General features: G+C 59.0%; 21 protein-coding genes and 2 pseudogenes. 16 read left to right on the forward strand and 7 right to left on the reverse strand.

Annotation, left to right across the window (positions count from 1 at the left end; translation table 11 throughout):
- Nucleotides 1–195: 195 nt before the first annotated feature.
- From ACYZT3_RS02955 to hemE, 11 genes are all read left to right on the forward strand, one after another.
- Nucleotides 196–1,260 carry a pilus assembly protein PilM gene (locus tag ACYZT3_RS02955; RefSeq protein ID WP_282379916.1) on the forward strand — a complete coding sequence of 355 codons (1,065 nt, stop codon included), beginning with the start codon at nucleotides 196–198 and terminating at the stop codon, nucleotides 1,258–1,260.
- Complete coding sequence (locus ACYZT3_RS02960; RefSeq protein WP_282379914.1) at nucleotides 1,260–1,826, forward strand: PilN domain-containing protein; 567 nt, start codon at nucleotides 1,260–1,262, stop codon at nucleotides 1,824–1,826. The genes ACYZT3_RS02955 and ACYZT3_RS02960 overlap by 1 nt, the downstream gene beginning before the upstream one ends.
- Nucleotides 1,823–2,446: a type 4a pilus biogenesis protein PilO gene (gene pilO / locus ACYZT3_RS02965; RefSeq protein ID WP_282379912.1), complete on the forward strand. Its 624-nt coding sequence runs from the start codon at nucleotides 1,823–1,825 to the stop codon at nucleotides 2,444–2,446. Before ACYZT3_RS02960 ends, pilO begins: the two co-directional genes overlap by 4 nt.
- The gene (locus ACYZT3_RS02970; protein ID WP_282379910.1) at nucleotides 2,443–2,970 is read left to right on the forward strand and encodes a pilus assembly protein PilP; all 528 of its coding nucleotides are present in this window, start codon (nucleotides 2,443–2,445) and stop codon (nucleotides 2,968–2,970) included. The genes pilO and ACYZT3_RS02970 overlap by 4 nt, the downstream gene beginning before the upstream one ends.
- A gap of 13 nt (nucleotides 2,971–2,983) precedes the next feature.
- Complete coding sequence (gene pilQ / locus ACYZT3_RS02975; RefSeq protein ID WP_282379908.1) at nucleotides 2,984–5,071, forward strand: type IV pilus secretin PilQ; 2,088 nt, start codon at nucleotides 2,984–2,986, stop codon at nucleotides 5,069–5,071.
- Between the two features lie 4 nt (nucleotides 5,072–5,075).
- Complete coding sequence (aroK, locus tag ACYZT3_RS02980) at nucleotides 5,076–5,594, forward strand: shikimate kinase AroK (RefSeq protein ID WP_010464421.1); 519 nt, start codon at nucleotides 5,076–5,078, stop codon at nucleotides 5,592–5,594.
- A gap of 151 nt (nucleotides 5,595–5,745) precedes the next feature.
- Nucleotides 5,746–6,846, forward strand: a complete 1,101-nt coding sequence (gene aroB, locus ACYZT3_RS02985; RefSeq protein ID WP_282379899.1) for a 3-dehydroquinate synthase — start codon at nucleotides 5,746–5,748, stop codon at nucleotides 6,844–6,846.
- Between the two features lie 10 nt (nucleotides 6,847–6,856).
- Nucleotides 6,857–8,440 (forward strand): SPOR domain-containing protein, encoded by a 1,584-nt coding sequence (locus tag ACYZT3_RS02990; protein ID WP_282379897.1) that lies wholly within the window; start codon nucleotides 6,857–6,859, stop codon nucleotides 8,438–8,440.
- 508 nt (nucleotides 8,441–8,948) lie between these two features.
- On the forward strand, nucleotides 8,949–13,394 hold the full coding sequence (gene gltB / locus ACYZT3_RS02995; RefSeq protein WP_462031475.1) for a glutamate synthase large subunit: 4,446 nt from the start codon (nucleotides 8,949–8,951) through the stop codon (nucleotides 13,392–13,394).
- A gap of 33 nt (nucleotides 13,395–13,427) precedes the next feature.
- A complete protein-coding gene (locus ACYZT3_RS03000; RefSeq protein ID WP_282379893.1) occupies nucleotides 13,428–14,846 on the forward strand; it encodes an FAD-dependent oxidoreductase in 1,419 nt (472 codons plus the stop codon).
- Between the two features lie 238 nt (nucleotides 14,847–15,084).
- On the forward strand, nucleotides 15,085–16,152 hold the full coding sequence (hemE, locus tag ACYZT3_RS03005; protein WP_282379892.1) for a uroporphyrinogen decarboxylase: 1,068 nt from the start codon (nucleotides 15,085–15,087) through the stop codon (nucleotides 16,150–16,152).
- 49 nt (nucleotides 16,153–16,201) lie between these two features.
- Here the strand turns inward: hemE and ACYZT3_RS03010 are convergent, their stop codons facing one another.
- On the reverse strand, nucleotides 16,202–17,476 hold the full coding sequence (locus ACYZT3_RS03010; protein ID WP_282379890.1) for an MFS transporter: 1,275 nt from the start codon (nucleotides 17,474–17,476) through the stop codon (nucleotides 16,202–16,204).
- Nucleotides 17,477–17,594: 118 nt separating this feature from the next.
- On the opposite strand from ACYZT3_RS03010, the gene ACYZT3_RS03015 reads away from it, so the two are divergent.
- The 4 genes and pseudogenes from ACYZT3_RS03015 (at nucleotide 17,595) to ACYZT3_RS03030 (ending at nucleotide 20,330) form a co-directional block, all read left to right on the forward strand.
- Nucleotides 17,595–18,497: a LysR family transcriptional regulator gene (locus ACYZT3_RS03015; RefSeq protein ID WP_282379888.1), complete on the forward strand. Its 903-nt coding sequence runs from the start codon at nucleotides 17,595–17,597 to the stop codon at nucleotides 18,495–18,497.
- 362 nt (nucleotides 18,498–18,859) lie between these two features.
- Entirely contained in the window at nucleotides 18,860–19,126 is a 267-nt protein-coding gene (locus ACYZT3_RS03020) for a DUF6124 family protein (protein WP_282379886.1), read from the forward strand.
- Between the two features lie 148 nt (nucleotides 19,127–19,274).
- Nucleotides 19,275–19,562, forward strand: a pseudogene (locus ACYZT3_RS03025) (addiction module antidote protein).
- A 324-nt stretch (nucleotides 19,563–19,886) separates the two neighbouring features.
- Nucleotides 19,887–20,330, forward strand: coding sequence for a DUF2846 domain-containing protein (locus ACYZT3_RS03030; protein WP_462031476.1), 444 nt, complete (start codon nucleotides 19,887–19,889; stop codon nucleotides 20,328–20,330).
- Between the two features lie 42 nt (nucleotides 20,331–20,372).
- Here ACYZT3_RS03030 and ACYZT3_RS03035 read toward each other — a convergent pair whose 3' ends face one another.
- The 6 genes and pseudogenes from ACYZT3_RS03035 to ACYZT3_RS03060 form a co-directional block, all read right to left on the reverse strand.
- Nucleotides 20,373–20,810 (reverse strand): excinuclease, encoded by a 438-nt coding sequence (locus tag ACYZT3_RS03035; protein WP_462031477.1) that lies wholly within the window; start codon nucleotides 20,808–20,810, stop codon nucleotides 20,373–20,375.
- Between the two features lie 165 nt (nucleotides 20,811–20,975).
- A pseudogene (locus ACYZT3_RS03040) lies at nucleotides 20,976–21,206 on the reverse strand (beta-ketoacyl-ACP synthase); the annotation flags it as partial.
- A 52-nt stretch (nucleotides 21,207–21,258) separates the two neighbouring features.
- Complete coding sequence (locus ACYZT3_RS03045; RefSeq protein ID WP_282379878.1) at nucleotides 21,259–21,537, reverse strand: DUF6953 family protein; 279 nt, start codon at nucleotides 21,535–21,537, stop codon at nucleotides 21,259–21,261.
- 29 nt (nucleotides 21,538–21,566) lie between these two features.
- A complete protein-coding gene (locus ACYZT3_RS03050; RefSeq protein ID WP_282379876.1) occupies nucleotides 21,567–21,878 on the reverse strand; it encodes a (2Fe-2S) ferredoxin domain-containing protein in 312 nt (103 codons plus the stop codon).
- 19 nt (nucleotides 21,879–21,897) lie between these two features.
- The gene (locus ACYZT3_RS03055) at nucleotides 21,898–22,794 is read right to left on the reverse strand and encodes a DMT family transporter (protein ID WP_282379874.1); all 897 of its coding nucleotides are present in this window, start codon (nucleotides 22,792–22,794) and stop codon (nucleotides 21,898–21,900) included.
- The gene (locus tag ACYZT3_RS03060; RefSeq protein ID WP_282379872.1) at nucleotides 22,794–23,561 is read right to left on the reverse strand and encodes an iron-containing redox enzyme family protein; all 768 of its coding nucleotides are present in this window, start codon (nucleotides 23,559–23,561) and stop codon (nucleotides 22,794–22,796) included. Before ACYZT3_RS03060 ends, ACYZT3_RS03055 begins: the two co-directional genes overlap by 1 nt.
- Before the next feature lie 132 nt (nucleotides 23,562–23,693).
- Here ACYZT3_RS03060 and ACYZT3_RS03065 point away from each other — a divergent pair, with 132 nt between their 5' ends.
- Nucleotides 23,694–24,608 carry a LysR family transcriptional regulator gene (locus tag ACYZT3_RS03065; RefSeq protein ID WP_462031478.1) on the forward strand — a complete coding sequence of 305 codons (915 nt, stop codon included), beginning with the start codon at nucleotides 23,694–23,696 and terminating at the stop codon, nucleotides 24,606–24,608.
- Nucleotides 24,609–24,613: the final 5 nt, after the last annotated feature.

The following is a 24,613-nucleotide window of genomic DNA, read 5'->3' on the forward strand; positions in this document are numbered from 1 at the left end:
CAAAGAATGAATGAGGCATCAGGGTTCGGATAACAGGGAACGACCCGCGCTTGAAGTAAAAACCGGAAAAAAACGCTGGGCATTATAAGCATTTTTCCGTCGAGGGCGTCATTTGCGCTGCTGTCAAGACGGGTGGTTTGAACGCAACTGATATTACAGAGTCCGTAAGACACGGATAGTCATAGGGAATTGGTAGTGCTAGGACTCTTCAATAAAAAGGCCAATACGCTTCTGGGGATCGACATCAGCTCCACGTCGGTAAAGCTTCTGGAGCTAAGCCGCCAGGGCGACCGTTATCGGGTCGAGACCTATGCGGTGGAGCCTTTGCCCGCCAATGCGGTGGTCGAGAAAAATATCGCCGAGCTCGAAGGCGTGGGGCTGGCACTCGCGCGCGTACTAGTCAAGGCCAGAACCAGCCTCAAGAACGTGGCCGTGGCCGTGGCCGGTTCGGCGGTGATCACCAAGACCATCGAGATGGATGCCGGTCTTTCCGACGACGAGATGGAAAACCAGCTGAAGATCGAGGCCGATCAGTACATCCCTTATCCATTGGACGAAGTGGCCATCGACTTTGAGGTCCAGGGTGTTTCCGCGCGCAACCCCGAGCGAGTCAATGTGCTGCTGGCGGCCTGTCGCAAGGAAAACGTCGAGGTCCGGGAAGCGGCCCTGGCTCTGGCCGGCCTGACGGCGCGCGTGGTTGACGTCGAGGCCTATGCGCTGGAGCGTTCTTTCGGATTACTGGCGGGGCAACTGGCTGCTTCTCAGGAGAGTCTGACGGTAGCGGTGGTCGACATCGGCGCGACCATGACCACCCTGAGCGTGCTGCACAACGGACGAATCATTTACACCCGCGAACAATTGTTCGGCGGTCGTCAACTGACGGAGGAAATCCAGCGACGTTATGGGCTGACGCTCGAGCAGGCCGGGTTGGCGAAGAAGCAGGGCGGTTTGCCGGACGATTACGTCAACGAGGTGTTGCAGCCGTTTCGCGATGCGCTGGTGCAGCAGGTGTCGCGTTCGTTGCAGTTTTTCTTCGCCTCCGGTCAGTACAACTCGGTTGATCACATCCTGCTGGCCGGAGGTACCGCGTCGGTCTCGGGGCTGGATCGGTTGATCGAGCAGCGATTGGGCACGCCGACGCAAGTAGCCAACCCATTCTCCAACATGGCCCTGAGCAGTAAGGTCAACGCCGGTGCCCTGGCCAGCGATGCGCCGGCACTGATGATCGCTTGCGGGCTGGCCCTCAGGAGTTTCGACTGATGGCACGGATCAATCTTTTACCTTGGCGTGAAGAGCAGCGTGAAGCGCGCCGCAAACGCTTTTTGCTGGCGCTGGTCGGTGTGATGGTGGGGGCAGTGGGCGCGGTGTTGATCGCAAACCAGGCCATCAATGGCGCCATCGATCGGCAAGTTGCTCGTAATGACTACATCGGAAAACAGATTGCTGTGGTCGACGAGCGGATTAAACAGATCAGCGATTTGAAGGCCCGTCGCCAGCAACTGGTCGAGCGCATGCGCATCATCCAGGACCTGCAAGGCAACCGTCCGATCAGCGGGCGGATCTTCGATCAGTTAGCGCGTACCTTGCCGGACGGAGTGTATTTCACCGAAGTGAAAATGGCTGGCAAAACCCTGTCCATTACCGGCGCCGCAGACTCCAACCATCGTGTTTCGGATCTGATGCGTAATCTGGATGCGTCGGACTGGTTCAATGTGCCGACCCTGACGGAAGTCAAAGCGACCACTGCTAGTCAGCTGGACCAGGCCAACGTCTTTCAATTAACCGTTCGTCAGACTCAGCCAGCCGCTGCGGAGGGCGGTCAATGACTCCGTCTGAATGGTTTGAGGGGCTGCGCAAGATCGACATCAACGACCTGGACACCAATAACATGGGTTCCTGGCCGCCAGCCATCAAGGCGCTGGCGGGTATTCTGCTGATGGTCCTGGTGCTTTCACTGGGCTACAGTTTTTCCGTCAGCGACCTTCAGAGCCATCTCAATCTCAAGCGCGAGGAAGAGTCGACCCTCAAGGAGCAATTCGCCAACAAAGCCCACATGGCGGCGAATCTCGAGCTGTATACCCAGCAGATGAAGCAAATGGAGAACTCCTTTGGCGTGCTGCTGCGGCAATTGCCCAGTGACACCGAAGTGCCTGGTCTGCTGGAGGACATCACTCGCACCGGCCTGGGCAGTGGCCTGGAATTCGAAGAGATCAAACTGCTGCCAGAGGTCACGCAGCCGTTCTACATCGAGCTGCCGATCCAGATCACCGTCACCGGTGCCTATCACGACCTGGCCACCTTCGTCAGCGGCGTGGCCGGGCTGCCACGGATTGTCACCTTGCATGACTTCGACCTTGCGCCGGCTAACCCGGAAGGTGGTCCGAAGTTGCGCATGAGCATTCTTGCCAAGACCTACCGCTACAACGACAAGGGGCTGCAAAAATGAGCCCGATTCGTTGCTTTTCGATGGTTGTGTTGGTCGCCGGCCTGGCCGGTTGTGGCAGCGACAGTGACTTCAGCGACCTGGACGCCTACATGAATGAAATGCGTTTGCGTGCGCCCGGCAAGATTGAACCAACACCGACATTTCGGTCTTACCCAACATTCACGTACAACGCCGCCAACCTGCGAAGTCCGTTTTCCCGACAGATAAGGGTCGACCTGGCCGGCCAGAAGCACGGCTCACGCAACGTCAAACCTGACCCTGATCGGGTCAAGCAATACCTCGAAGGTTTCAACATCGAGCAGTTTGAAATGGTCGGTACGATCGCTAATGCGACCGGCTCCTTTGCGCTGGTGCGCGGGGCGGGTGGGGTGCATCGGTTGAAAGTCGGCGATTACCTGGGGCGTAACGATGGGCGGATCGTCGCTATCAGCGGCTCGCAGGTCGATGTGGTCGAAATCGTTCCCGACGGCCAAGGCGCCTGGCTGGAGCGGCCGCGGACCATCCCTTTGAAAGAGCACTCATAGTGGAACTCGAATAATGAACAGGATTTTCTCAACCTTCGGTATTTCGCTATGGATAGCGTTGCTGTCGCCGATGGTACAAGCGGCTAACCTCAAAGCGCTGGATGTTGCAGCGCTGCCGGGGGACCGCATCGAGTTGAAGTTGTCGTTCGATGGGCCGCCACCGCCGCCCCACGGTTACACCACGGAACAACCGGCTCGGATTGCGCTGGATCTGCCCGGCGTAGTCAGTCAGCTAAAAAGCAAAAATCGTGACCTGGGCGGTGGAAATGCCCGCAGCGCCACAGTGGTGGAAGCCAAGGACCGTACACGACTGATCATCAATCTGACCCAGTTGACCCCGTATAACGCACGGGTCGAAGGCAACAATCTGTTTGTGGTGGTCGGGCAAGGAGCCAACAAAACGGCCTCCAGCCCAGCGCCAAAAACGCAGCGCGCCGCGACTGCAACGCCCGCCCCGGCGAAAGCCTATGCGCCGGTAGGCAAGGCCATTCGGGGTGTGGATTTCCAGCGCGGCACTCAGGGCGAAGGCAATGTGGTCATCGATCTGTCGGACCCTTCTATCGCCCCGGACATTCAGGAGCGCGACGGCAAGATCATCCTCGGTTTCGCCAGGACCCAATTGCCTGAGCCGTTGCGTGTACGTCTGGACGTCAAGGATTTCGCCACGCCGGTGCAGTTCGTCAACGCCAGCGCTACCGGTGATCGGGCCACGATCAGCATTGAGCCCAGCGGCGCATTCGATTATTCGACTTACCAGACCGACAACAAGCTGACCGTCAGCATCCGGCCGATGACCGTCGATGACTTGCAGAAGCGCAACACTGAACGTTTTGCCTACACCGGTGAAAAACTCTCGTTGAATTTCCAGGACATCGATGTGCGTTCGGTGCTGCAACTGATCGCCGATTTCACCAATCTCAATCTGGTCGCCAGCGACACCGTGCAGGGCGGCATCACGCTGCGTTTGCAGAACGTACCGTGGGATCAGGCACTGGATCTGGTGTTGAAAACCAAGGGTCTGGATAAACGCAAGATCGGTAACGTTTTACTCGTGGCGCCGGCCGATGAAATCGCCGCTCGCGAGCGCCAGGAGCTTGAGTCGCAGAAGCAGATTGCCGACCTGGCGCCTCTGCGTCGGGAACTGTTGCAGGTCAACTACGCCAAAGCTGCCGATATCGCCAAGCTGTTCCAGTCGGTGACCAGTGCCGAGGCAAAAGCCGATGAGCGGGGCTCGATCACGGTTGATGAGCGGACCAACAACATCATTGCCTACCAGACCCAGGATCGCCTTGACGAACTCCGCCGTATCGTCGCGCAACTGGATATCCCGGTGCGTCAGGTGATGATCGAGGCGCGTATCGTCGAAGCCAACGTCGACTATGACAAAAGCCTCGGCGTGCGTTGGGGCGGTTCGTTGCAGAACAAGGGCAACTGGAACGCCTCAGGCGTCAGCAACGGGGCTAACGCTTCGTCGACCATCGGTACGCCCGGCAGCACCAGCACCAACTCGCCGTTCGTCGACCTGGGCGCCGCCTCCAATACCTCGGGGCTCGGCATCGCGTTCATCACCGACAATGTACTGCTCGATCTTGAGCTGACGGCCATGGAGAAAACCGGCAACGGCGAAATCGTCTCGCAGCCCAAAGTGGTCACGTCGGACAAGGAAACCGCGAAAATCCTCAAGGGCACGGAGATTCCCTACCAGGAAGCCAGCTCCAGCGGCGCGACCTCGGTGTCGTTCAAGGAAGCCTCGCTGTCTCTGGAGGTGACGCCGCAGATCACCCCGGACAACCGGATCATCATGGAGGTCAAGGTTACCAAAGATGAACCGGACTACCTGAACAAGGTGCAGGATGTACCGCCCATCAAGAAAAACGAGGTCAATGCCAAGGTCCTGGTCAACGACGGCGAGACCATCGTGATTGGCGGAGTTTTCTCAAATACTCAGAGCAAGGTTGTAGATAAGGTGCCATTTCTCGGTGATGTGCCGTATCTTGGCCGCCTTTTCCGGCGTGACGTGGTTTCGGAGAAAAAATCCGAGCTGCTGGTATTTCTCACTCCGCGTATCATGAATAACCAGGCGATTGCTGTGAGTCATTGATTCTGTGCGAAATTTGATTCTTGTTGGACCGATGGGGGCTGGAAAAAGCACCATCGGCCGGTTGCTGGCCAAAGAGCTACGCCTGCCGTTCAAAGATTCCGATAAGGAAATTGAATTGCGCACGGGCGCCAATATCCCGTGGATTTTCGATAAGGAAGGCGAACCGGGTTTTCGTGACCGCGAGCAGGCGATGATTGCCGAGCTGTGCGGGTGCGATGGCGTGGTGCTGGCGACTGGTGGCGGCGCGGTGATGCGCGAGGCCAATCGTCGGGCGCTGCACGCCGGGGGTCGGGTGGTCTATCTGCATGCGTCAGTCGAGCAGCAGGTGGGCCGCACTTCTCGCGATCGCAATCGACCACTGTTGCGCACTGCCGATCCGGCCAAGACCCTTCGGGATCTGCTGGCGATTCGCGATCCGCTTTATCGGGAAATCGCCGATCTGGTGGTGGAAACCGATGAGCGGCCGCCGCGAATGGTGGTACTCGATATTCTCGAGCGCTTGCAGCAGCTACCTCCCCGTTAATGCGTAGCGCGAAATGCGCTATCCTCGGCGTCCTGCCACAGCCGCTCAAGGTTGTGGCGGATGGCTACCGAACGGCGTCACACCAGCCGACGCCGTGGACATTCGTTAACTCAAGGCAGGACGCCTGATTCCATCTTCACTGTGGGGACACATGCAGACACTCAAGGTCGATCTAGGCGAGCGCAGCTACCCGATTCATATTGGCGAAGATTTGTTGGATCAGCCTGAGCTATTGGCCCCGCATATCCGCGGACGGCAAGTGGCGATCATCTCCAACGAGACCGTTGCGCCGCTCTATCTCGAGCGTCTGACCCGTAGCCTCGCACAGTTCTCGGTGGTTTCCGTGGTGCTGCCCGACGGCGAAGCCTTCAAGACCTGGGAAACCCTGCAACTGATTTTCGACGGTCTGCTGACCGCACGGCACGACCGCCGTACCACGGTGATCGCTCTTGGTGGTGGCGTGATTGGTGACATGGCCGGTTTTGCTGCCGCCTGCTACCAGCGTGGTGTCGATTTCATCCAGGTCCCGACCACGCTGCTGTCGCAAGTCGACTCTTCGGTGGGTGGCAAGACCGGGATCAACCATCCCCTGGGCAAGAACATGGTCGGCGCTTTCTATCAGCCGAATGTGGTGCTGATTGATACCGCTACCCTCAATACCCTGCCGGCCCGCGAACTGTCCGCCGGGCTTGCCGAGGTGATCAAGTACGGGCTGATCTGCGACGAGCCGTTCCTGACCTGGCTTGAAGAAAACGTCGATCGCCTGCGCGCCCTGGACCAGGTCGCCCTGACTTACGCCATCGAGCGCTCTTGCGCGGCCAAGGCTGCGGTGGTCGGTGCCGACGAACGGGAGACCGGTGTTCGCGCCACGCTCAATCTGGGTCACACCTTCGGCCACGCCATCGAAACCCATATGGGCTATGGTGTGTGGTTGCATGGTGAAGCGGTCGCTGCTGGCACCGTAATGGCCTTGGAAATGTCCGCGCGCCTGGGCTGGATCAGCGAGCAAGAGCGCGATCGCGGCATTCGTCTGTTCCAGCGTGCCGGCCTGCCGGTCATCCCGCCTGAAGAGATGACTGAAGTCGATTTTCTCGAACACATGGCAATTGACAAGAAAGTGATCGACGGTCGTTTGCGCCTGGTGCTGCTGCGCCACATGGGCGAAGCGGTGGTGACCGACGATTATCCGAAAGAGGTTTTACAGGCCACGCTGGGAGCGGATTACCGCGCTCTGGCTCAGCTTAAAGGTTAATAAGATCCCGATGACTAGTTTGCACGCCGACGAGGCTTTCCTCGGCCATTACCAGTTGAGTCATGACCCTTTTGCTCCACGGGTGCCTGGCTTCAAATTCTTCCCGGCCCAGCGCAAACCGGTGCTGGGACAACTGCATCACCTGGCACGCTACAGCCAGTTGCTGCTGGTCGTCACGGGCCCGCAAGGCAGTGGCAAGACGCTGTTGCGCCAGGCCCTGGTGGCCAGCACCAACAAACAATCGGTGCAGAGCGTGGTGGTTTCTGCCCGTGGTGCCGGCGATGCGGCGGGTTTGCTGCGTCAGGTTGCTCAGGCGCTGAACGTGGCCCAGGTCGAGATCGGCGCGATTCTGGCTCAAGTGGTGCAACTTGCGCTCACGGGGCAGGAAGTCTATTTGCTGGTGGATGACGCCGAGCAACTCGACGAGTCCGCGCTGGAAGCCTTGATGGCCCTGGCCGCCGGTGCACCGGAAGGTCGTCCGCATGTGTTCCTGTTCGGTGAGTCGTCGCTGATTGCTCAACTGGAGGCGCTGAGCCTCGAGGAAGAGCGTTTCCACGTCATCGAGTTGCAGCCTTACACCGAAGAAGAAACCCGCGAATATCTGGATCAGCGGCTCGAAGGTGCCGGTCGGGGCATCGAACTTTTTACCGCAGATCAGATCTCTGATATTCACGAAAGCTCCGACGGTTGGCCTGGCACCATCAACCAGGTCGCCCGCGATGCAATGATCGAAGCCATGATTGCCAGCCGCTCAGCGGTCAAGCGTCCAAGTATGGGGTTCAACATGCCGAAGAAACACGTATTGGCGATTTCCGCCGTCGTCGTGGTCGCGGTAGCCGCCGCCTGGTTGATGCCGGGTCGCAGCAAAGCACCGACCACGGGCGCACCTGCCAACGAACAGGCGCAACTGCCGCTCGGCCAGGGCACGCCACAACCTAACAGCGGCGGCGCGCCAGCCGTCGAATTCGCCGGTAACTCGCAACCGATGCCATTGCCGCTGGTCGGCAACTCGCAGCCGGTCATGCGCGGTCCGCTGGCCGAAGCCGCCGGCGGCATCTCCGAAGGCGACGACGGCGTGCCGGTCGAAGGTTCCAGCGCTACGCCGCCAACCGTGACCACCACCGCGCCTCCAGCAGGTCTGTCGGCCGGTCCTGCACCGACGCCAGCCGCCAAGCCTGTGCCTGCGCCGACTCAGGTCGCTACGGCCAAGCCAGCCCCGGTGCCTGCCGTGAAGCCTGCGCCAGTGGTTAAGCCAGCGCCGGTGACCAAACCCGCCGAGAAACCAACCACCGTGGCCAAGGCCGCCGGTGGCACCTGGTACGCAGGGCAAGCACCGGGTAACTACGTGGTGCAGATCCTTGGCACCAGCTCTGAAGCGGCCGCGCAATCCTTCGTCAAGGAGCAGGGCGGCGAGTACCGTTACTTCAAGAAAGTCCTCAACGGCAAGCCGCTTTACGTCATCACTTACGGTAGCTTCGCCAACCGCGATGCCGCCCTTACCGCCATCAAGGCCTTGCCAGCGAAGGTTCAGGCTGGTAAACCTTGGCCTCGCACTGTCGCCAGCGTCCAACAGGAACTGGCAACAACTCGCTGAAGATTCGGCGGCCTTACCCAGGCCGCCTCTCCCGGCACCTCAAAATTTCTACAAGCGCATGCCGCCTCAGAGGGTCTGTTGGCGCTTGCCGACGACCGCGTTGCGCGCCAACATGTGCGAAGCTGCGTTGCGGGATTTGCCAAGGGGACCACCCTTGGCGGCATCCCGCGCCTTGCCTCGCACACGTTGGCATCACAACGCGGTTCGTCAGCAAGCACCAACAGACCCTCGGTCGCGTGCCTTGTGGTGTCTGCGTCACAGTAGTCTTTGAGTCGTTGCGGTCAACATTAAAAATGTTTTGACTAGCACAGCAGGTCGCTTTAAACCTTTCACAAATGCGACATAGATTTGCGACATTTCGTCGTCAAATTTGTGAGCCTCTGTGTCGGTGTGTACAATGACCTCCCTTTTGCCCCCGCAAAGCTGACGAACGTTCGGCGTGGATGGCAAGTGGTTGAATTGAAAAGAAATTTGCCTCGTTAAGAGGCAGCCTGGTGAGAAAGTGTCTATGAAAGCAGGTCTGTACCAACCAGATGAATTCAAGGATAACTGCGGTTTCGGCCTGATAGCCCATATGCAGGGCGAGCCCAGTCATACCCTTTTGCAAACGGCCATCGAGGCCCTGACCTGCATGACCCACCGCGGTGGGATCAACGCCGACGGCAAGACCGGTGACGGTTGCGGTCTGCTGATTCAAAAGCCGGATGTATTCCTGCGTGCGATCGCCCAGGAAACCTTCGGTGTCGAACTGCCCAAGCAATACGCTGTGGGCATGGTCTTCTTCAACCAGGACCCGGTTAAAGCCGAGGCCGCTCGCGAGAACATGAACCGCGAGATCCTGGCCGCCGGTCTGCAACTGGTCGGCTGGCGCAAAGTGCCGATCGACACCAGCGTCCTCGGCCGCCTGGCCCTCGAGCGCCTGCCGCAGATCGAGCAGGTGTACATCGGCGGTGAAGGCCTGAGCGATCAGGACATAGCGATCAAGCTGTTCACCTCTCGTCGTCGCTCGTCCGTGGCCAACGCCGCCGACGCCGATCACTACATCTGCAGCTTTTCGCACAAGACCATCATTTATAAAGGCCTGATGATGCCGGCGGATCTCACCGCCTTCTATCCAGACCTTAGCGATGAGCGCCTGCAAACTTCGATCTGCGTGTTCCACCAGCGCTTCTCCACCAACACCCTGCCGAAATGGCCGCTGGCTCAGCCGTTCCGCTTCCTCGCCCACAACGGCGAGATCAACACCATCACCGGCAACCGCAACTGGGCCGTGGCCCGTCGCACCAAGTTCACCAACGACTTGATGGACCTGGAAGAACTCGGCCCGCTGGTCAACCGCGTTGGTTCCGACTCCTCCAGCATGGACAACATGCTTGAGCTGATGGTTACCGGTGGCATCGACCTGTTCCGTGGCGTGCGGATGATCATTCCGCCTGCGTGGCAGAACGTCGAAACCATGGACCCGGATCTGCGTGCGTTCTACGAATACAACTCGATGCACATGGAACCGTGGGACGGCCCGGCCGGCGTGGTAATGACCGACGGTCGTTACGCGGTGTGCCTGCTCGACCGTAACGGTCTGCGTCCGGCGCGCTGGGTCACCACCAAGAACGGTTTCATCACCCTGGCGTCTGAAATCGGTGTCTGGAACTACCAGCCTGAAGACGTGATCGCCAAGGGCCGCGTCGGGCCGGGACAGATTTTTGCCGTGGACACCGAAACCGGTCAGATCCTCGACACCGACGCCATCGACAACCGCCTGAAGTCGCGTCATCCGTACAAGCAATGGCTGCGCAAGAACGCCCTGCGCATCCAGGCGACCATGGAAGACAACGACCACGGTTCGGCTTTCTACGATGTCGACCAACTCAAGCAATACATGAAGATGTACCAGGTCACTTTCGAAGAACGTGACCAAGTGCTGCGTCCGCTTGGCGAGCAAGGCTACGAAGCCGTCGGCTCGATGGGCGACGATACGCCGATGGCCGTGCTGTCCCAGCGTGTGCGCACGCCGTACGACTATTTCCGCCAGCAGTTCGCGCAGGTCACCAACCCGCCGATCGACCCGCTGCGTGAAGCCATCGTCATGTCGCTGGAGATCTGCCTCGGTGCCGAGCGCAACATCTTCCAGGAGTCGCCGGAACACGCCTCACGCGTGATCCTCAGCTCGCCGGTCATTTCCCCGGCCAAGTGGCGCTCGCTGATGAACCTCGATCGTCCGGGCTTCGAGCGCGCGATCATCGACCTCAACTACGACGAAAGCGTCGGCCTCGAAGCGGCGATCCGCAACGTCGCCGATCAGGCTGAAGAGGCTGTGCGCTCCGGTCGTACCCAGGTCGTGCTGAGTGACCGTCACATTGCCCCGGGCAAGTTGCCGATCCACGCGTCCCTGGCCACCGGCGCGGTGCACCACCGCCTGACCGAAAAAGGCCTGCGTTGCGACTCCAACATCCTCGTGGAAACCGCGACGGCTCGCGACCCGCACCACTTCGCGGTGTTGATCGGTTTCGGCGCCTCGGCGGTCTATCCGTTCCTGGCCTACGAAGTGCTGGGCGACCTGATCCGTACCGGTGAAGTACTGGGCGACCTCTACGAGGTGTTCAAGAACTACCGCAAAGGCATCACCAAAGGCCTGCTGAAGATCCTGTCGAAGATGGGCATCTCGACCATTACGTCGTACCGCGGTGCGCAGCTGTTCGAAGCCATCGGCCTGTCTGAAGAAGTCTGCGAGCTGAGCTTCCGTGGCGTACCGAGCCGCATCAAAGGTGCGCGTTTCGTCGACATCGAAGCCGAGCAGAAAGCCCTGGCTGCCGAAGCCTGGAGCCCGCGCAAGCCAATCCAGCAGGGCGGTTTGCTGAAGTTCGTCCACGGTGGCGAATATCACGCGTACAACCCGGACGTGGTCAACACCCTGCAAGCCGCTGTGCAGCAGGGCGACTACAGCAAGTTCAAGGAATACACGGCGCTGGTCGACAACCGTCCGGTGTCGATGATCCGCGACCTGTTCAAGGTCAAAACCCTGGACACGCCGCTGGACATCAGCGAGATCGAACCGCTGGAATCGGTGCTCAAGCGCTTCGACTCCGCGGGCATCTCCCTCGGTGCTCTGTCGCCTGAAGCTCACGAAGCCCTCGCCGAAGCCATGAACCGCCTCGGTGCGCGTTCCAACTCCGGCGAAGGCGGTGAAGACCCGGCGCGTTACGGCACTATCAAAAGCTCGAAAATCAAGCAAGTGGCGACAGGCCGTTTCGGTGTAACCCCGGAATACCTAGTCAACGCTGAAGTGCTGCAGATCAAAGTCGCCCAAGGCGCCAAGCCCGGCGAAGGTGGTCAACTGCCAGGCGGCAAGGTCAACGGTCTGATCGCCAAGCTGCGTTACGCAGTACCGGGCGTGACCCTGATTTCGCCGCCGCCGCACCACGACATCTACTCGATCGAAGACTTGTCGCAGCTGATTTTCGACCTGAAACAAGTCAATCCGAAGGCGCTGGTCTCGGTGAAGCTGGTTGCAGAGGCGGGCGTCGGCACCATCGCCGCCGGTGTGGCCAAGGCCTACGCGGACTTGATCACCATCTCCGGTTACGACGGCGGCACCGGCGCATCGCCGTTGACGTCGATCAAATACGCGGGCGCTCCGTGGGAACTCGGCCTGGCCGAAACCCACCAGACCCTGCGCGGCAACGATCTGCGCGGCAAAGTCCGGGTGCAGACCGACGGCGGCCTGAAAACCGGTCTCGACGTGATCAAGGCAGCGATCCTCGGCGCTGAAAGCTTCGGCTTCGGCACCGCGCCCATGATCGCGCTGGGCTGCAAATACCTGCGCATCTGCCACCTGAACAACTGCGCCACCGGCGTCGCGACTCAGAACGAAAAGCTGCGTAAGGATCACTACATCGGGACCGTCGACATGGTGGTGAATTTCTTCACCTACGTCGCCGAAGAAACCCGTGAGTGGCTGGCCAAGCTGGGCGTGCGCTCCCTCGAAGAGCTGATCGGTCGTACCGATCTGCTGGACATCCTCGAAGGCCAGACTGCCAAGCAGCAACACCTGGACCTGACGCCGTTGCTCGGCAGCGATCACATCCCGGCAGACAAACCTCAGTTCTGCCAGGTTGAGCGCAACCCGCCGTTCGACAAAGGCCTGCTGGCCGAGAAAATGGTCGATATGGCCACCTCGGCCATCAACGACATGAGCGGCGCTGATTTCGCCCTGGATATCTGCAACTGCGACCGTTCGATCGGCGCGCGGATCTCTGGTGAAATCGCTCGCAAACACGGCAACCAAGGCATGGCGAATGCGCCGATCACCTTCCGCTTCAACGGGACGGCCGGTCAGAGCTTCGGTGTGTGGAACGCCGGTGGCCTGAACATGTACCTGGAAGGCGACGCCAACGACTACGTCGGCAAGGGCATGACCGGCGGCAAGCTGGTCATCGTTCCGCCGAAGGGCAGCGTCTACAAAACTCAGGACAGTGCCATCATCGGCAACACCTGCCTGTACGGCGCCACCGGCGGCAAGCTGTTCGCCGCCGGGACCGCGGGCGAGCGTTTCGCGGTGCGTAACTCCGGTGCTCACACCGTGGTGGAAGGCACTGGCGATCACTGCTGCGAGTACATGACCGGTGGTTTCGTCTGCGTGTTGGGCAAGACCGGTTACAACTTCGGCTCAGGCATGACCGGCGGTTTCGCCTACGTGCTCGACCAGGACAACACTTTCGTTGACCGGGTCAACCACGAACTGGTGGAAATCCAGCGGATCAGCGGTGAGACGATGGAAGCCTATCGCAGCCACCTGCAACGCGTGCTGAACGAATACGTCGCGGAAACCGACAGCGAGTGGGGCCGTAACCTCGCTGAAAACCTCGACGACTATCTGCGTCGTTTCTGGCTGGTCAAGCCCAAGGCTGCCAACCTGAAATCGTTGCTTTCCAGCACCCGTGCCAACCCGCAGTGATATGCGCCTGAAGAGTTTGATGAGGTTTTAACAATGGCTGAACGTCTGAATAACGACTTCCAGTTCATCGATGTCGGGCGCAAAGATCCGAAGAAGAAACTGTTGCGTCAACGCAAGAAAGAGTTCGTGGAGATCTACGAACCCTTCAAACCCCAGCATTCGGCCGATCAGGCCCACCGCTGCCTGGGTTGCGGTAACCCGTATTGCGAATGGAAGTGCCCGGTGCACAACTTCATTCCCAACTGGCTGAAACTGGTGGCCGAGGGCAACATCCTTCAGGCCGCCGAGCTGTCGCACCAGACCAACACCTTGCCGGAAGTCTGTGGCCGGGTATGCCCGCAGGATCGTCTGTGCGAGGGTGCCTGCACCCTCAACGACGGTTTTGGCGCAGTGACCATCGGTTCGGTCGAGAAGTACATCACCGACACCGCGTTCGCCATGGGCTGGCGTCCGGACATGTCCAAGGTCATTCCGACCGGCAAGCGTGTTGCGGTGATCGGCGCAGGGCCTGCTGGCCTGGGTTGTGCCGACGTGCTGGTACGCGGCGGCGTGACGCCGGTGGTGTTCGACAAGAACCCGGAAATCGGTGGTCTGCTGACCTTCGGTATCCCCGAGTTCAAGCTGGAAAAGACCGTGCTGAGTAATCGCCGCGAAGTCTTCACCGGCATGGGCATCGAGTTCCGCCTGAACACCGACGTGGGCAAGGACGTGACCGTCGAGCAACTGCTCGAAGAATACGATGCTGTGTTCATGGGCATGGGCACCTACACCTACATGAAGGGCGGTTTTGCCGGTGAGGACCTGCCGGGCGTGCATGACGCGCTCGACTTCCTTATTGCCAACGTCAACCGCAACCTGGGCTTTGAAAAGTCGCCGGAAGATTTCGTCGACATGAAAGGCAAGAAGGTCGTGGTACTGGGCGGCGGCGACACGGCGATGGACTGCAACCGTACTTCGATTCGCCAGGGTGCCAAGTCGGTGACCTGCGCTTATCGTCGTGACGAAGCGAACATGCCGGGCTCGCGTAAAGAGGTGAAGAACGCCAAGGAAGAAGGCGTGAAATTCCTCTACAACCGCCAGCCGATCGCCATCGTCGGTGAAGACCGCGTCGAAGGCGTGAAGGTGGTCGAGACCCGTCTCGGCGAACCGGACGCCCGTGGCCGTCGCAGCCCCGAGCCGATCCCGGGTTCCGAAGAGATCATCCCGGCCGACGCCGTGGTCATCGCCTTCGGTTTCCGTCCAAGCCCGGCGCCGTGGTTTGAACAGCACAGCATCCAGACCGACAGCCAGGGCCGCGTCGTGGCACCGGAACAAGGTCAGTACAAGCACCAGACCAGCAACCCTAAAATCTTCGCCGGTGGCGACATGGTTCGCGGTTCCGACCTGGTGGTAACGGCGATCTTCGAAGGCCGCAACGCTGCCGAAGGGATTCTGGATTACCTGGGCGTCTGATTGACGCCGGCCCCGCTGATCGTTCCCACGCTCTGCGTGGGAATGCAGCCCGGGACGCTCCGCGTCCCAAAGGCGTGACGCGGAGCGTCACTGGAGGCGTTACCACGCGGAGCGTGGGAACGATCTTTCGGGGGCGAACCCGCGACAAATTGACCCGATAGACAAAAGGCACGGCTCTTGCCGTGCCTTTTGCGTCGCGCTCTGAGAAAATGCCCGCACTTTTTTACCGGATGCCGACATGACTGCCCTGAAGAACGACCGTTTCCTTCGCGCCCTGCTCAAGCAACCCGTAGACGTCACGCCTGTCTGGATGATGCGTCAGGCTGGCCGCTACCTGCCTGAATACCGCGCCAGCCGTGCCAAGGCCGGTGACTTCATGAGCCTGTGCATGAACCCGGAGTTCGCTTGCGAAGTCACGATGCAACCGCTCGACCGCTATCCACAACTGGACGCGGCGATCCTTTTCTCCGACATCCTGACCATCCCGGACGCTATGGGCCAAGGCCTGTACTTCGAAACCGGTGAAGGTCCGCGCTTCAAGAAAGTCGTCAGCACCCTGGCCGACGTCGAAGCCCTGCCAATCCCTGATCCGCACAAAGACCTCGGCTACGTCATGGACGCGGTCAGCACCATCCGCCGCGAACTGAACGGTCGCGTGCCGCTGATCGGCTTCTCCGGCAGCCCATGGACCCTGGCCACTTACATGGTCGAAGGCGGTTCGTCGAAAGACTTCCGCAAGACCAAGGCCATGCTCTACGACAACCCGCAAGCCATGCACCTGCTGCTGGACAAACTCGCGCAGTCGGTCACCAGCTACCTCAACGGCCAGATCATGGCTGGCGCGCAAGCGGTGCAGATCTTCGACACCTGGGGCGGCAACCTCTCGTCTGCGGCGTATCAGGAATTCTCCCTGGCCTACATGCGCAAGATCGTCAGCGGCCTGATCCGTGAACACGAAGGCCGCAAGGTACCGGTCATCCTGTTCACCAAGAACGGCGGCCTGTGGCTGGAAAGCATCGCCGACGCTGGCGCTGATGCGTTAGGCCTGGACTGGACTTGCGACATTGGCGAAGCCCGCCAGCGCGTCGGCAACAAAGTCGCCCTGCAAGGCAACATGGACCCCACCGTGCTCTACGCGAAACCAGAAGCCATTCGCACCGAAGTCGGCCGGATCCTCGCCAGCTACGGCAAAGGCAGCGGTCACGTGTTCAACCTCGGCCATGGCATCACGCCTGAAGTCGATCCGGAACACGCTGGCGCCTTCCTGCGCGCGGTGCATGAACTGTCGGCGCAGTATCACGAGTGATCGTCGCCCGATAACGAAAACGCCCGGCTTTTGCCGGGCGTTTTTGTTTTCAGGTTTTCACGCCGGTCAACGGCGGCAACTTCGCCAGTTTCAACGCCACCAACAGCGCAATCACCAGCAACCCGCCAATGAACAGTCCGATCCCGTTCCACCCGCCGAGGTGCCAGAACACCCCCCCGGCAGTGCCGGCAATACTCGACCCGGCGTAGTAGCTGAACAGATAAAGCGACGACGCCTGCCCCTTGGCCTTGATCGCACGACGGCCGATCCAGCTGCTGGCTACGGAGTGCGCGCCGAAGAAGCCGAAGGTAAAGATCAACATGCCAATGATCACCACCGGCAGCGGCGTGAACATGGTCAGGGCGAGGCCGGCGATCATCAGCACGATGGTCGCCCACAGCACTTTGCGACGGCCGAGTTGGTCGGCCAGGGCGCCGATTTTCGCTGAGCTGTAGATACCCGACAGGTACACCACCGAGAGCAGCCCGACGAAGGCCTGATCCATGTGGTACGGCTCGGCCAGCAAGCGATAGCCGATGTAGTTGAACAGCGTGACGAACGCGCCCATCAGCACAAAGGCTTCGAGAAACAGCAGCGGTAGACCGGCGTCGCGAAAGTGCAGGGTGAAGCCGTCAATCAAGCTGCGCGGGTGCAATGAACGGGCGCGGAAGTTGCGCGACTCGGGAAGGATCTTCCAGAACACCGTCGCCGCGATTAGCGCCAGACCGCCAATCACCAGCATCGCCGTGTGCCAGCTGACAAAGTCGATCAATACACCGGTGATCAGGCGTCCGCTCATCCCGCCAATCGCGTTACCACCGATGTACAGCCCCATGGCCAGGCCGATGTGCTGTGGATGAATCTCTTCGCTCAGATAGGTCATGGCCACCGCTGCCAGGCCGCTCAACGACAACCCGATCAACGCGCGCATGATCAATACGCCTTCCCAACTCGGCATCATCGCGCTGGCCATGGTGCACAAGGCCGCTGCGAACAACGCGGTCACCATCACTGGCTTACGTCCGACGCGATCGGAAATCGGGCCAGTGATCAGCAGACCGATGGCGAGCATGCCGGTGGCCACCGAGAGGATCAGGCTGCTCTGCGCCGCGTTGATGGAATATTCATGGGACAACAGCGGCATCATCGGTTGCACGCAATAAAGCAGAGCGAAGGTCGCGAAGCCGCCGGAGAACAACGCCAGCACCGTGCGCATGAACATCGGCGTGCCTTTTTCGATGTAGATCTCCTTTAATTCGGCGACTACATCGTCAAGCGCTGCGGGCGGAACTTCATGGGCAAGTGGAGCGACAGCAGTTTTCACTTCGGACCTCGGAGGACGCAGCCGGTCAGGCAATGAAAAAAGCATATAGCTGCCTAATGATTCAATCCAATATATTGTTCGACCTGTTTGATAGGTTTAGCGACCTAATGGAGTTTTCATGGAATTGCGTCACCTGCGCTACTTCATTGCTGTCGCCGAAGAGCTGCACTTCGGCCGCGCCGCCCAAGTGCTGGGCATCTCGCAACCGCCGCTGAGCCAGCAGATTCAGGCGCTGGAGCAAGAGGTGGGTGCGCGGTTGTTCGAGCGGACCAATCGTCGGGTCGAGCTCAGTGAAGCTGGCCGGCTGTTTCTGGAAGAGGCGCGGCTGGTGCTGGCGCAGGTTGATAAAGCGGCAGACGTGGCACGGCGGGCGCAGTTGGGTGAGTTGGGCGAATTGAAGATTGGCTTCACCTCGTCGGCGCCGTTCAACTCAACGATCCCTCAGGCGATTTTTTCGTTTCGCCAGCGTTTCCCCGCAGTGCACCTCAACCTGCGGGAGATGAGCAGCACCCAGGTGGCGGAGGCGCTGGTGGATGAGTCGATAGAAGTCGGGATCATGCGGCCGCTTGGGTTGCCGGACTCGCTCAGCGTGGTGGAGCTGATGCGCGAACCACTGGTGGCGGTGCTCAGCTCCAAGCATCCATTGGTGAACGACAGCGAAGAGGGCCTGTTTCTGTCAGCCCTGGCCCTCGAGCCCTTTGTATTTTTCCCACGCAGCTATGGCAGTGGTCTGTACGCACAATTACTCAGCCTGGCCCGGGATGCCGGCTTTAGTCCGCACTTCGCTCAGGAGGCGGGCGAGGCAATGACGATCATTGGTCTGGTGGCGGCCGGGTTGGGTGTTTCGGTACTGCCAGCGTCCTATCAGCGGATGCGCATCGAAGGGGTGGTCTATCGGCCTCTGCTCGATCCTGAGGCGGTGTCGGCCGTGTGGCTGGTGCAGCGCAAGGATCAGAAGTCGCCGATGGCCAAGGCGTTTGTGGAGTTGTTGACGAGTAAGGTTGAGCCGTTGAAGGCGTGACTGCTTTGCAGTCATTCGCTGAAGGGCGTAGGACATTTCCGAACTACCTTGAACAGGCTACAGCGCCTTGCAGCATTGCCTACAACTACTCCAGAATCCGCCGGCTTGTGCGCTTTGGGGGCCATCGGTAACTTGATTCGCGTCACTGATTTCCAGTGATCGGGTTTAGTAGCCCGTGTTTACACGATGCGCATTTGCATGCCGGACAGTCAGGTAATTTCATGCCTGCACTTTGATGGTAGCTGTGCGTAGGGCGCTCTCGGGCGCGCCGGTTCGTGTTTCCCGGTCTACTAACCTGCGTACGGCTGCCACCCTTTTGATTAGTAGCGACTCGGTGGCTCCACTTTGTAGGTAGCCGAAACATGACGAATACAACAACAAACCTACCGGACATCGATCCGGATGCTCCACGCCAACCAAGCAAAATCTTCCTCATCGCCCCCAATATCGACAACCACACCCTACTGGAATACGCCTGTGAATCGCTGGCATCAGCGAATGTCATGGCGAGCGATTTCGCGAGGTATCTGGAAGGATCGCAAAGCAACACACTGCTGGGGATTCAACAGTCGATCATGCTGGGAGAACTCGCAGTAAACCGCGTGCTGGATAACCTCGATCCACGCTGAGCGACGTAACTGATCGTTCCCACGCTCCCGCGTGGGAATGCCTCAACGGACGCTCCGCGTTCGGCTCTGGAGGGGACGCAGAGCGTCCCGGGCTGCATTCCAACGCAGAGCGTGGGAACGATCAAAATTCCTGGCAGGAGCAAAACCCATGACCGAACAATTCACTCGCTGGGACTCTGCCGAGTACCTCAAGACCGAGGAGGACATGGCCAATTATCTTGACGCTTGTATGGAAGAAGCGGGAGATGATCCAGCATTCATCGCCAAGGCTCTCGGGACCATTGCACGTGCTCGCGGCATGACTCAGGTCGCGCGGGACGCGGGGCTTTCTCGGGAAAGTCTTTACCGTGCCCTGTGAGGTGAAGGGAATCCAGAGTTCGGTACCATCCTTAAAGTCGTGAAAGCTTTAGGCTTGAAGTTACACGCCAGTACCTGAGCCAAATTAAAAGAAAAAATAAAGGTATGGTCTTGAGCAATACTGCCTGCGTTCCCGAAAGGGGCTTTGCGAGACTCTGAGGATCCTGGGCAACCAGCCATCGCAGAGCCAGACCGGTACAGGGCGATGACAAGCCGGCCTGTTTGTGAAGGGGCGCCGAAAGGCGCCCTTTGTCGTTCTGGCGTTATTGAGATCGTTGACTGACTCGATTTATGACCAGCGCAGGAAGATCAGTGGGACGGTTACGACCCCATTGAGCTTCAAGGTTTTGTTGGGGACGGCCGATAACCGTCGTTGGACTCATCAAAACAATGGAGAAACAGGATGTTCAAGCAGTTAACCTTCACCGCGTTGCTGGCATTGACCGCTCTGACCGGTGGTTGTGCTTCGGTAAAAATGGCGGATGAAAGCCAGGACGCTCAGGCCAAGACCTTCCAGGTCACCCCGGACAAAGCCAATATCTACGTTTATCGCAACGAGAGTATGGGTGCCGGGGTAAAAATGCCGGTTACGCTCAACGGAAAGCCGGTAGGACAGACCGTCGCCAAGTCCTACCTGATGTTAGCCGTCCCGGCCGGTCAGCAGACCCTGGTGTCTTCGGCGGAAAACGATTCTGAACTGAAACTCACCGCAGAAGCCGGCAAGAACTACTTTGTCTGGCAGGAAGTGAAAGTGGGCTTCATCAAGGCGCGCAACAACCTGCAAGTTGTCGACGACAAGACAGGCCGCGCTGGCGTCGCGGAAAGCAAACTGATTCAAGCTCAGTAAGCGTCTGGGCGACCCCTGCGTAAATCGCGGGGGTGGTCCCGTTCACTGCACCCGTACCAAATCCCCGCGCAACGCTACTCGCGCCACAAACACTCCGGCTCGGCACTCATAGGTGTTCAGGTCTTGGCGCACATGCTGATCGTAATAACTCACGATGTTGGTCACCGCATTCGCCCCGATCCGCTTTGCCTCTGCTTGCAACTCGATCAACGTCGATTGCACTGCCCACTCACAGGCATCGAAATCGCTCTTGTTGGAGGCATTGGTGGGCCAATCGCTGACGACATTCGTGCGCAACACTTGAAGGTACTCCGTCGGTCCGTTGCCGGCCAGGTAGAACCTCACGCTGCCATCGAGCCGCCCGGCGCGGATCGCATTGGACAGAACTGTCTCGAAAGGCATGTACATCAGATTGGTCGCCTGGCTGGCACTGGGCAGCAGGCCGAACAGTAACGCGGCGATCAGGGCTTTCACTTGCATGGTCATCTCCTTGACGTGAAAGAGAACCGCGAGTCGTGTGACGGATCAGCGTTTGCGGTTCGAGCAGGTTGGGTGCATGCGGTCTGATTCAGCGAGTGTAGATGGGATTGACTGATCGTTCCCACTCCCGCGTGGGAACGATCAAATCTGACGGGCAATGACTGGTTACGACCAGCGCCGGAAGATCAGCGACGTATTAACCCCACCAAACGCAAAATTGTTGTTCATCACGTACTGGTTGCTCATCTTTCCGAACTCGCCGCGCAGGTAATCGAGCTTGCCGCAGTGCGGGTCGACGTCGTCTAGGTTGAGGGTGTGGACGTACAGGTCGCGATTCAGCATTTCGATGCTGAACCAGGACTCCAGTGCACCGCAGGCGCCGAGGGTTGCACTCAGATGTTACGCGAGGTCAGGAATCCCGCCGCACGGCATCCGTCGGGATATCTTGTCAGCGGCTCACGCGCATGCCAGCTGGATCTTGTGCGGTTCTTGGCCTCCATAGTTGAAAGCTTCGGCTCCATACCACGTACTCAGCAGTCAGTGCTTTAAAAGCTTCGAGTATCGGCTTGTTTACGGCCCAGTTTCCGTGGCGATTTAGGTACACATGAGCTTCGCCGAACACCAGACGGATTTCCCGCGCAGCGAGGGCTTGTGGTAGATAGTTCTGTTTACGGTATTCGGCCAACATCCATTGGGCGATGCGCATGTCTTCATCTGTCCAAGTCATGGCGTGGATTCCTGCTGAAGACCCTTGGTTCACAATTGCTGATCGGGGCGGAAGAGGTGTTGATCGAGAATGCGTTCGACCTGTTGCGGCGTCTTGCACGAGAACCACAGGTTAGCGGGATAAATCACCATGACCGGGCCGTGGTCGCAGCGGCCCAGGCAGCCCGATGCGTTGGCGCGCGATGTTCCCGGTTCACCCATTTTGGCGAGCTTGCGTTTTGCTGCGCTGAGCAGTTCATGAGCGCCTGAGCCTGAGCAACTACGGCGACCATCGAAGCGCAGGTTGGTGCAAATCAGCACATGGTGTTCGTAAGCCAGGGTCGGATCTTCTGCGTCATTCATAGGTGGTCACGACCTCTGTTCAAACTTTGTCGGCAGGAACTGCGGCTTTCGATGGTTCCAGATTGAGGGCGAGTACGCTCGTCAGCACAATGGCCGTTCCTACGATGACCATGACAGAAGGGCGTTCACTCAGAACCAACGAGGCCATCAACATCGCTGTGGGTGGTATCAGGTAAAGCGAAATGGACGCGCGGCTCACGTTGCTCTGTGCCAGTACGTATGCCCAGGCGAGGTACGCAAGGGCGCTGGGGAAGATGCCCAGAATGAGCACCGCTAGGTTGACCGAAGTTGAGGCATTTTGTACTTCGCCCCACAGCCCCGGGATATATACAAGCAGCAGTACCGTGCCCGACCAAATGGTGTAACACACCATCGTCAGCCCGTCATAACGATGGGAATGGCGTTTTTGCAAGGCGAAATATAGACTCCAAGATAACGCCGCCAGCAGAATCAACAGCCCATGCGCGTCCAGCTCACCAAAACCACGGTCCCCGGTGACTACCACCGCGGCGCCGAGTAGCCCGCATAGCACACAGATCCATTGCCAGCCGTTGACCCTATCTTTGAACGCGAAATGCGCCAATAACGTGCTGAACAGCGGGGTGGATTGTGCCAGTACGCTGGCGGCCCCAGCGCTAATACCTCGTTGGCCGTAGTTGAGGGCGATGTGGTGCAGGCTGACGGCAAAGAATCCCAGCACCGCCAGCAGAGGCAGGTCGTTCAGGCGAGGCAGGGAAATACGCATCACCAATGCGACGCCAGCCATGAACGTTGATGCGATGAGAAATCGCATCAGCGCGAGATGACCGGGCTCATAGGCCTTTAGCCCGATGTGGATTCCAATGGGGGAATAGGCCCAGCAAAGGATTACAAAAATCGTCGCCAAAGCGATTTTTATGCCGGGCCTTGTATTCATTAAGTCGTAACCCTCGACGCAGCCCGATTTTGCATGCTGGGCATGGCACGGGCTATACCGTCCCAGTACTGCTCGGTGATGATCAGGAAGCGGTTGAACGAAGCTTTGACTTCCTCTATGTGCTGGTCGGTGGTGCATTCTTGAGTGGCCGCTTTCACCGCCTGGATCTTGTGTTCTTTTTCTGCATCCCCGATGTGGATGTAGAAGTACTCGCAGTGCTCATGAAAGTCGTCGTTGTTGGCGTACAGGTGCTTATAGTTGCGTGCCCCTTCGTACAAACGGGTAAGCATCGAATAGGCCAGCCATTCCTGAGCCAACAATGTGCCGAGTACATGGCGCGGATTGTTGTTGCCACCGTCGGTGTAGAGACTCAATTGTTCGCGACTAAACGTGTGGCTACTTTCCAACACCGGCAAAGCCGTGAGTTCGTCCATACTGTACGGCCGATCAGCGAGACGGCTGAGAAGGTCGATGAGGTAGCTTTCCAGCAGGGCAAGGTGGGCCTTTTCCGGGTTGCCGTAGCCCATTTCGGAGTACAGGTTTTTGACGATTTCGACTTGAGCGTACAGGTCGTCAGTGCTCACAAATGATAGGGCAACCATACGAGAAGTCTGTGTGGTACGGGCCAGGTAGTTTCGAGCAAACACCTCAACGTCGGCGAGGGGGAGTGAGCCACCCATCCAGCGTCGATAGAATGCGTTATCCAAGGCTTTATGGGTGAAAACACTTTCGGCGAGGGACTGGATTTTTCGCTCAACTAACTCCATAAAAACTCCTGCTTATCGAGGGATATGAAAGGGCGACGGCGTCACTGCAACGTGCACCGGTTGAAGTATCAAAAACACCCAGCCTCACTACAAGTGACTTAAACTGATCTATGCATTCACTCTGGGTGAGTTATGGAATTGTCCCAACTGCGCATGTTCAAGACGGTTTACGACTTCGGCAGCATCGCGCGCGCTGCCGAGTTGCTGCACTGCGTGCCGTCCAACATCACCGCACGTCTCAAGTCCCTGGAGCGTGAGCTCGGCACACCGTTGTTTTTCCGCGACGGACGAGGGTTGCGGATCACTCCTGCTGGGGAGGTGTTTCTTGATTACGCGACGAAGATCCTGGGTTTGGCTGATGAAGCTCGGCGTGCGGTAGCTCCCAACAACACCCCAGGCGGTCCACTGCGCATTGGCGCCATTGAATCTAGTGCTACGGGACGGCTGCCCCGTTTATTGGCCAAGTACCATGCGCTGTACCCGCAGGTGTCTCTGGAGTTGAGCACCGGCACTTGGGCTCAATTGCTGGACGATACTCAACATCACCGACTTGATGGGGTGATCGTGGCGGTGAACATTGAACGCCCCGGTCTTGAGCGTGCAGTGGTGTACCGGGAAGATTTAATTCTCATCGCGTCCGAGTCGCATGGGCCATTACGCAAAGCAGCGGATCTGCAAGGTAAGGAAATTTTCATGTGGCCCCCGGGCTGTCCGTACCGGTTGGCGCTGGAGCAGTGGCTGTTGCGCCATGATCAGGTGTTGCCGATCGTCAGCATTGCAAGCTATGGCACCATAGTTGGTTGTGTCAGTGCCGGTGCCGGCGTTGCGCTGGTACCTCGCGGTATCTATGAGCAATACCGCCACAGTGCGGGTTGGCAAGGATATGAATTCCCGGAACTGACGAGTATCGACAACCTTTTTTACTGGCATGAAAACGCAGGTCGACACCCGGCTCGGGAGGCGTTTTTGGCGCTACTGCAGACTGAGTTCGAGGGCCCAGCGGCGTTGGAAGGAGGCGCTTGTGCGCCTCAGGTAGAACCATACTGATTACT

The sequence above is a fragment of the Pseudomonas sp. MDT1-16 genome (assembly GCF_054898115.1).

Excerpts from the sequence above, each read along its gene's own strand:
- ACYZT3_RS02960 (WP_282379914.1), top strand. The coding sequence starts at position 1,260 with ATGGCACGGATCAATCTTTTACCTTGGCGTGAAGAGCAGCGTGAAGCG.
- pilO (WP_282379912.1), top strand. The coding sequence starts at position 1,823 with ATGACTCCGTCTGAATGGTTTGAGGGGCTGCGCAAGATCGACATCAAC.
- ACYZT3_RS02970 (WP_282379910.1), top strand. The coding sequence starts at position 2,443 with ATGAGCCCGATTCGTTGCTTTTCGATGGTTGTGTTGGTCGCCGGCCTG.
- pilQ (WP_282379908.1), top strand. The coding sequence starts at position 2,984 with ATGAACAGGATTTTCTCAACCTTCGGTATTTCGCTATGGATAGCGTTG.
- aroB (WP_282379899.1), top strand. The coding sequence starts at position 5,746 with ATGCAGACACTCAAGGTCGATCTAGGCGAGCGCAGCTACCCGATTCAT.
- ACYZT3_RS02990 (WP_282379897.1), top strand. The coding sequence starts at position 6,857 with ATGACTAGTTTGCACGCCGACGAGGCTTTCCTCGGCCATTACCAGTTG.
- gltB (WP_462031475.1), top strand. The coding sequence starts at position 8,949 with ATGAAAGCAGGTCTGTACCAACCAGATGAATTCAAGGATAACTGCGGT.
- ACYZT3_RS03000 (WP_282379893.1), top strand. The coding sequence starts at position 13,428 with ATGGCTGAACGTCTGAATAACGACTTCCAGTTCATCGATGTCGGGCGC.
- hemE (WP_282379892.1), top strand. The coding sequence starts at position 15,085 with ATGACTGCCCTGAAGAACGACCGTTTCCTTCGCGCCCTGCTCAAGCAA.
- ACYZT3_RS03015 (WP_282379888.1), top strand. The coding sequence starts at position 17,595 with ATGGAATTGCGTCACCTGCGCTACTTCATTGCTGTCGCCGAAGAGCTG.
- ACYZT3_RS03020 (WP_282379886.1), top strand. The coding sequence starts at position 18,860 with ATGACGAATACAACAACAAACCTACCGGACATCGATCCGGATGCTCCA.
- ACYZT3_RS03030 (WP_462031476.1), top strand. The coding sequence starts at position 19,887 with ATGTTCAAGCAGTTAACCTTCACCGCGTTGCTGGCATTGACCGCTCTG.
- ACYZT3_RS03035 (WP_462031477.1), bottom strand. The coding sequence starts at position 20,810 with ATGCAAGTGAAAGCCCTGATCGCCGCGTTACTGTTCGGCCTGCTGCCC.
- ACYZT3_RS03045 (WP_282379878.1), bottom strand. The coding sequence starts at position 21,537 with ATGACTTGGACAGATGAAGACATGCGCATCGCCCAATGGATGTTGGCC.
- ACYZT3_RS03050 (WP_282379876.1), bottom strand. The coding sequence starts at position 21,878 with ATGAATGACGCAGAAGATCCGACCCTGGCTTACGAACACCATGTGCTG.
- ACYZT3_RS03055 (WP_282379874.1), bottom strand. The coding sequence starts at position 22,794 with ATGAATACAAGGCCCGGCATAAAAATCGCTTTGGCGACGATTTTTGTA.
- ACYZT3_RS03060 (WP_282379872.1), bottom strand. The coding sequence starts at position 23,561 with ATGGAGTTAGTTGAGCGAAAAATCCAGTCCCTCGCCGAAAGTGTTTTC.
- ACYZT3_RS03065 (WP_462031478.1), top strand. The coding sequence starts at position 23,694 with ATGGAATTGTCCCAACTGCGCATGTTCAAGACGGTTTACGACTTCGGC.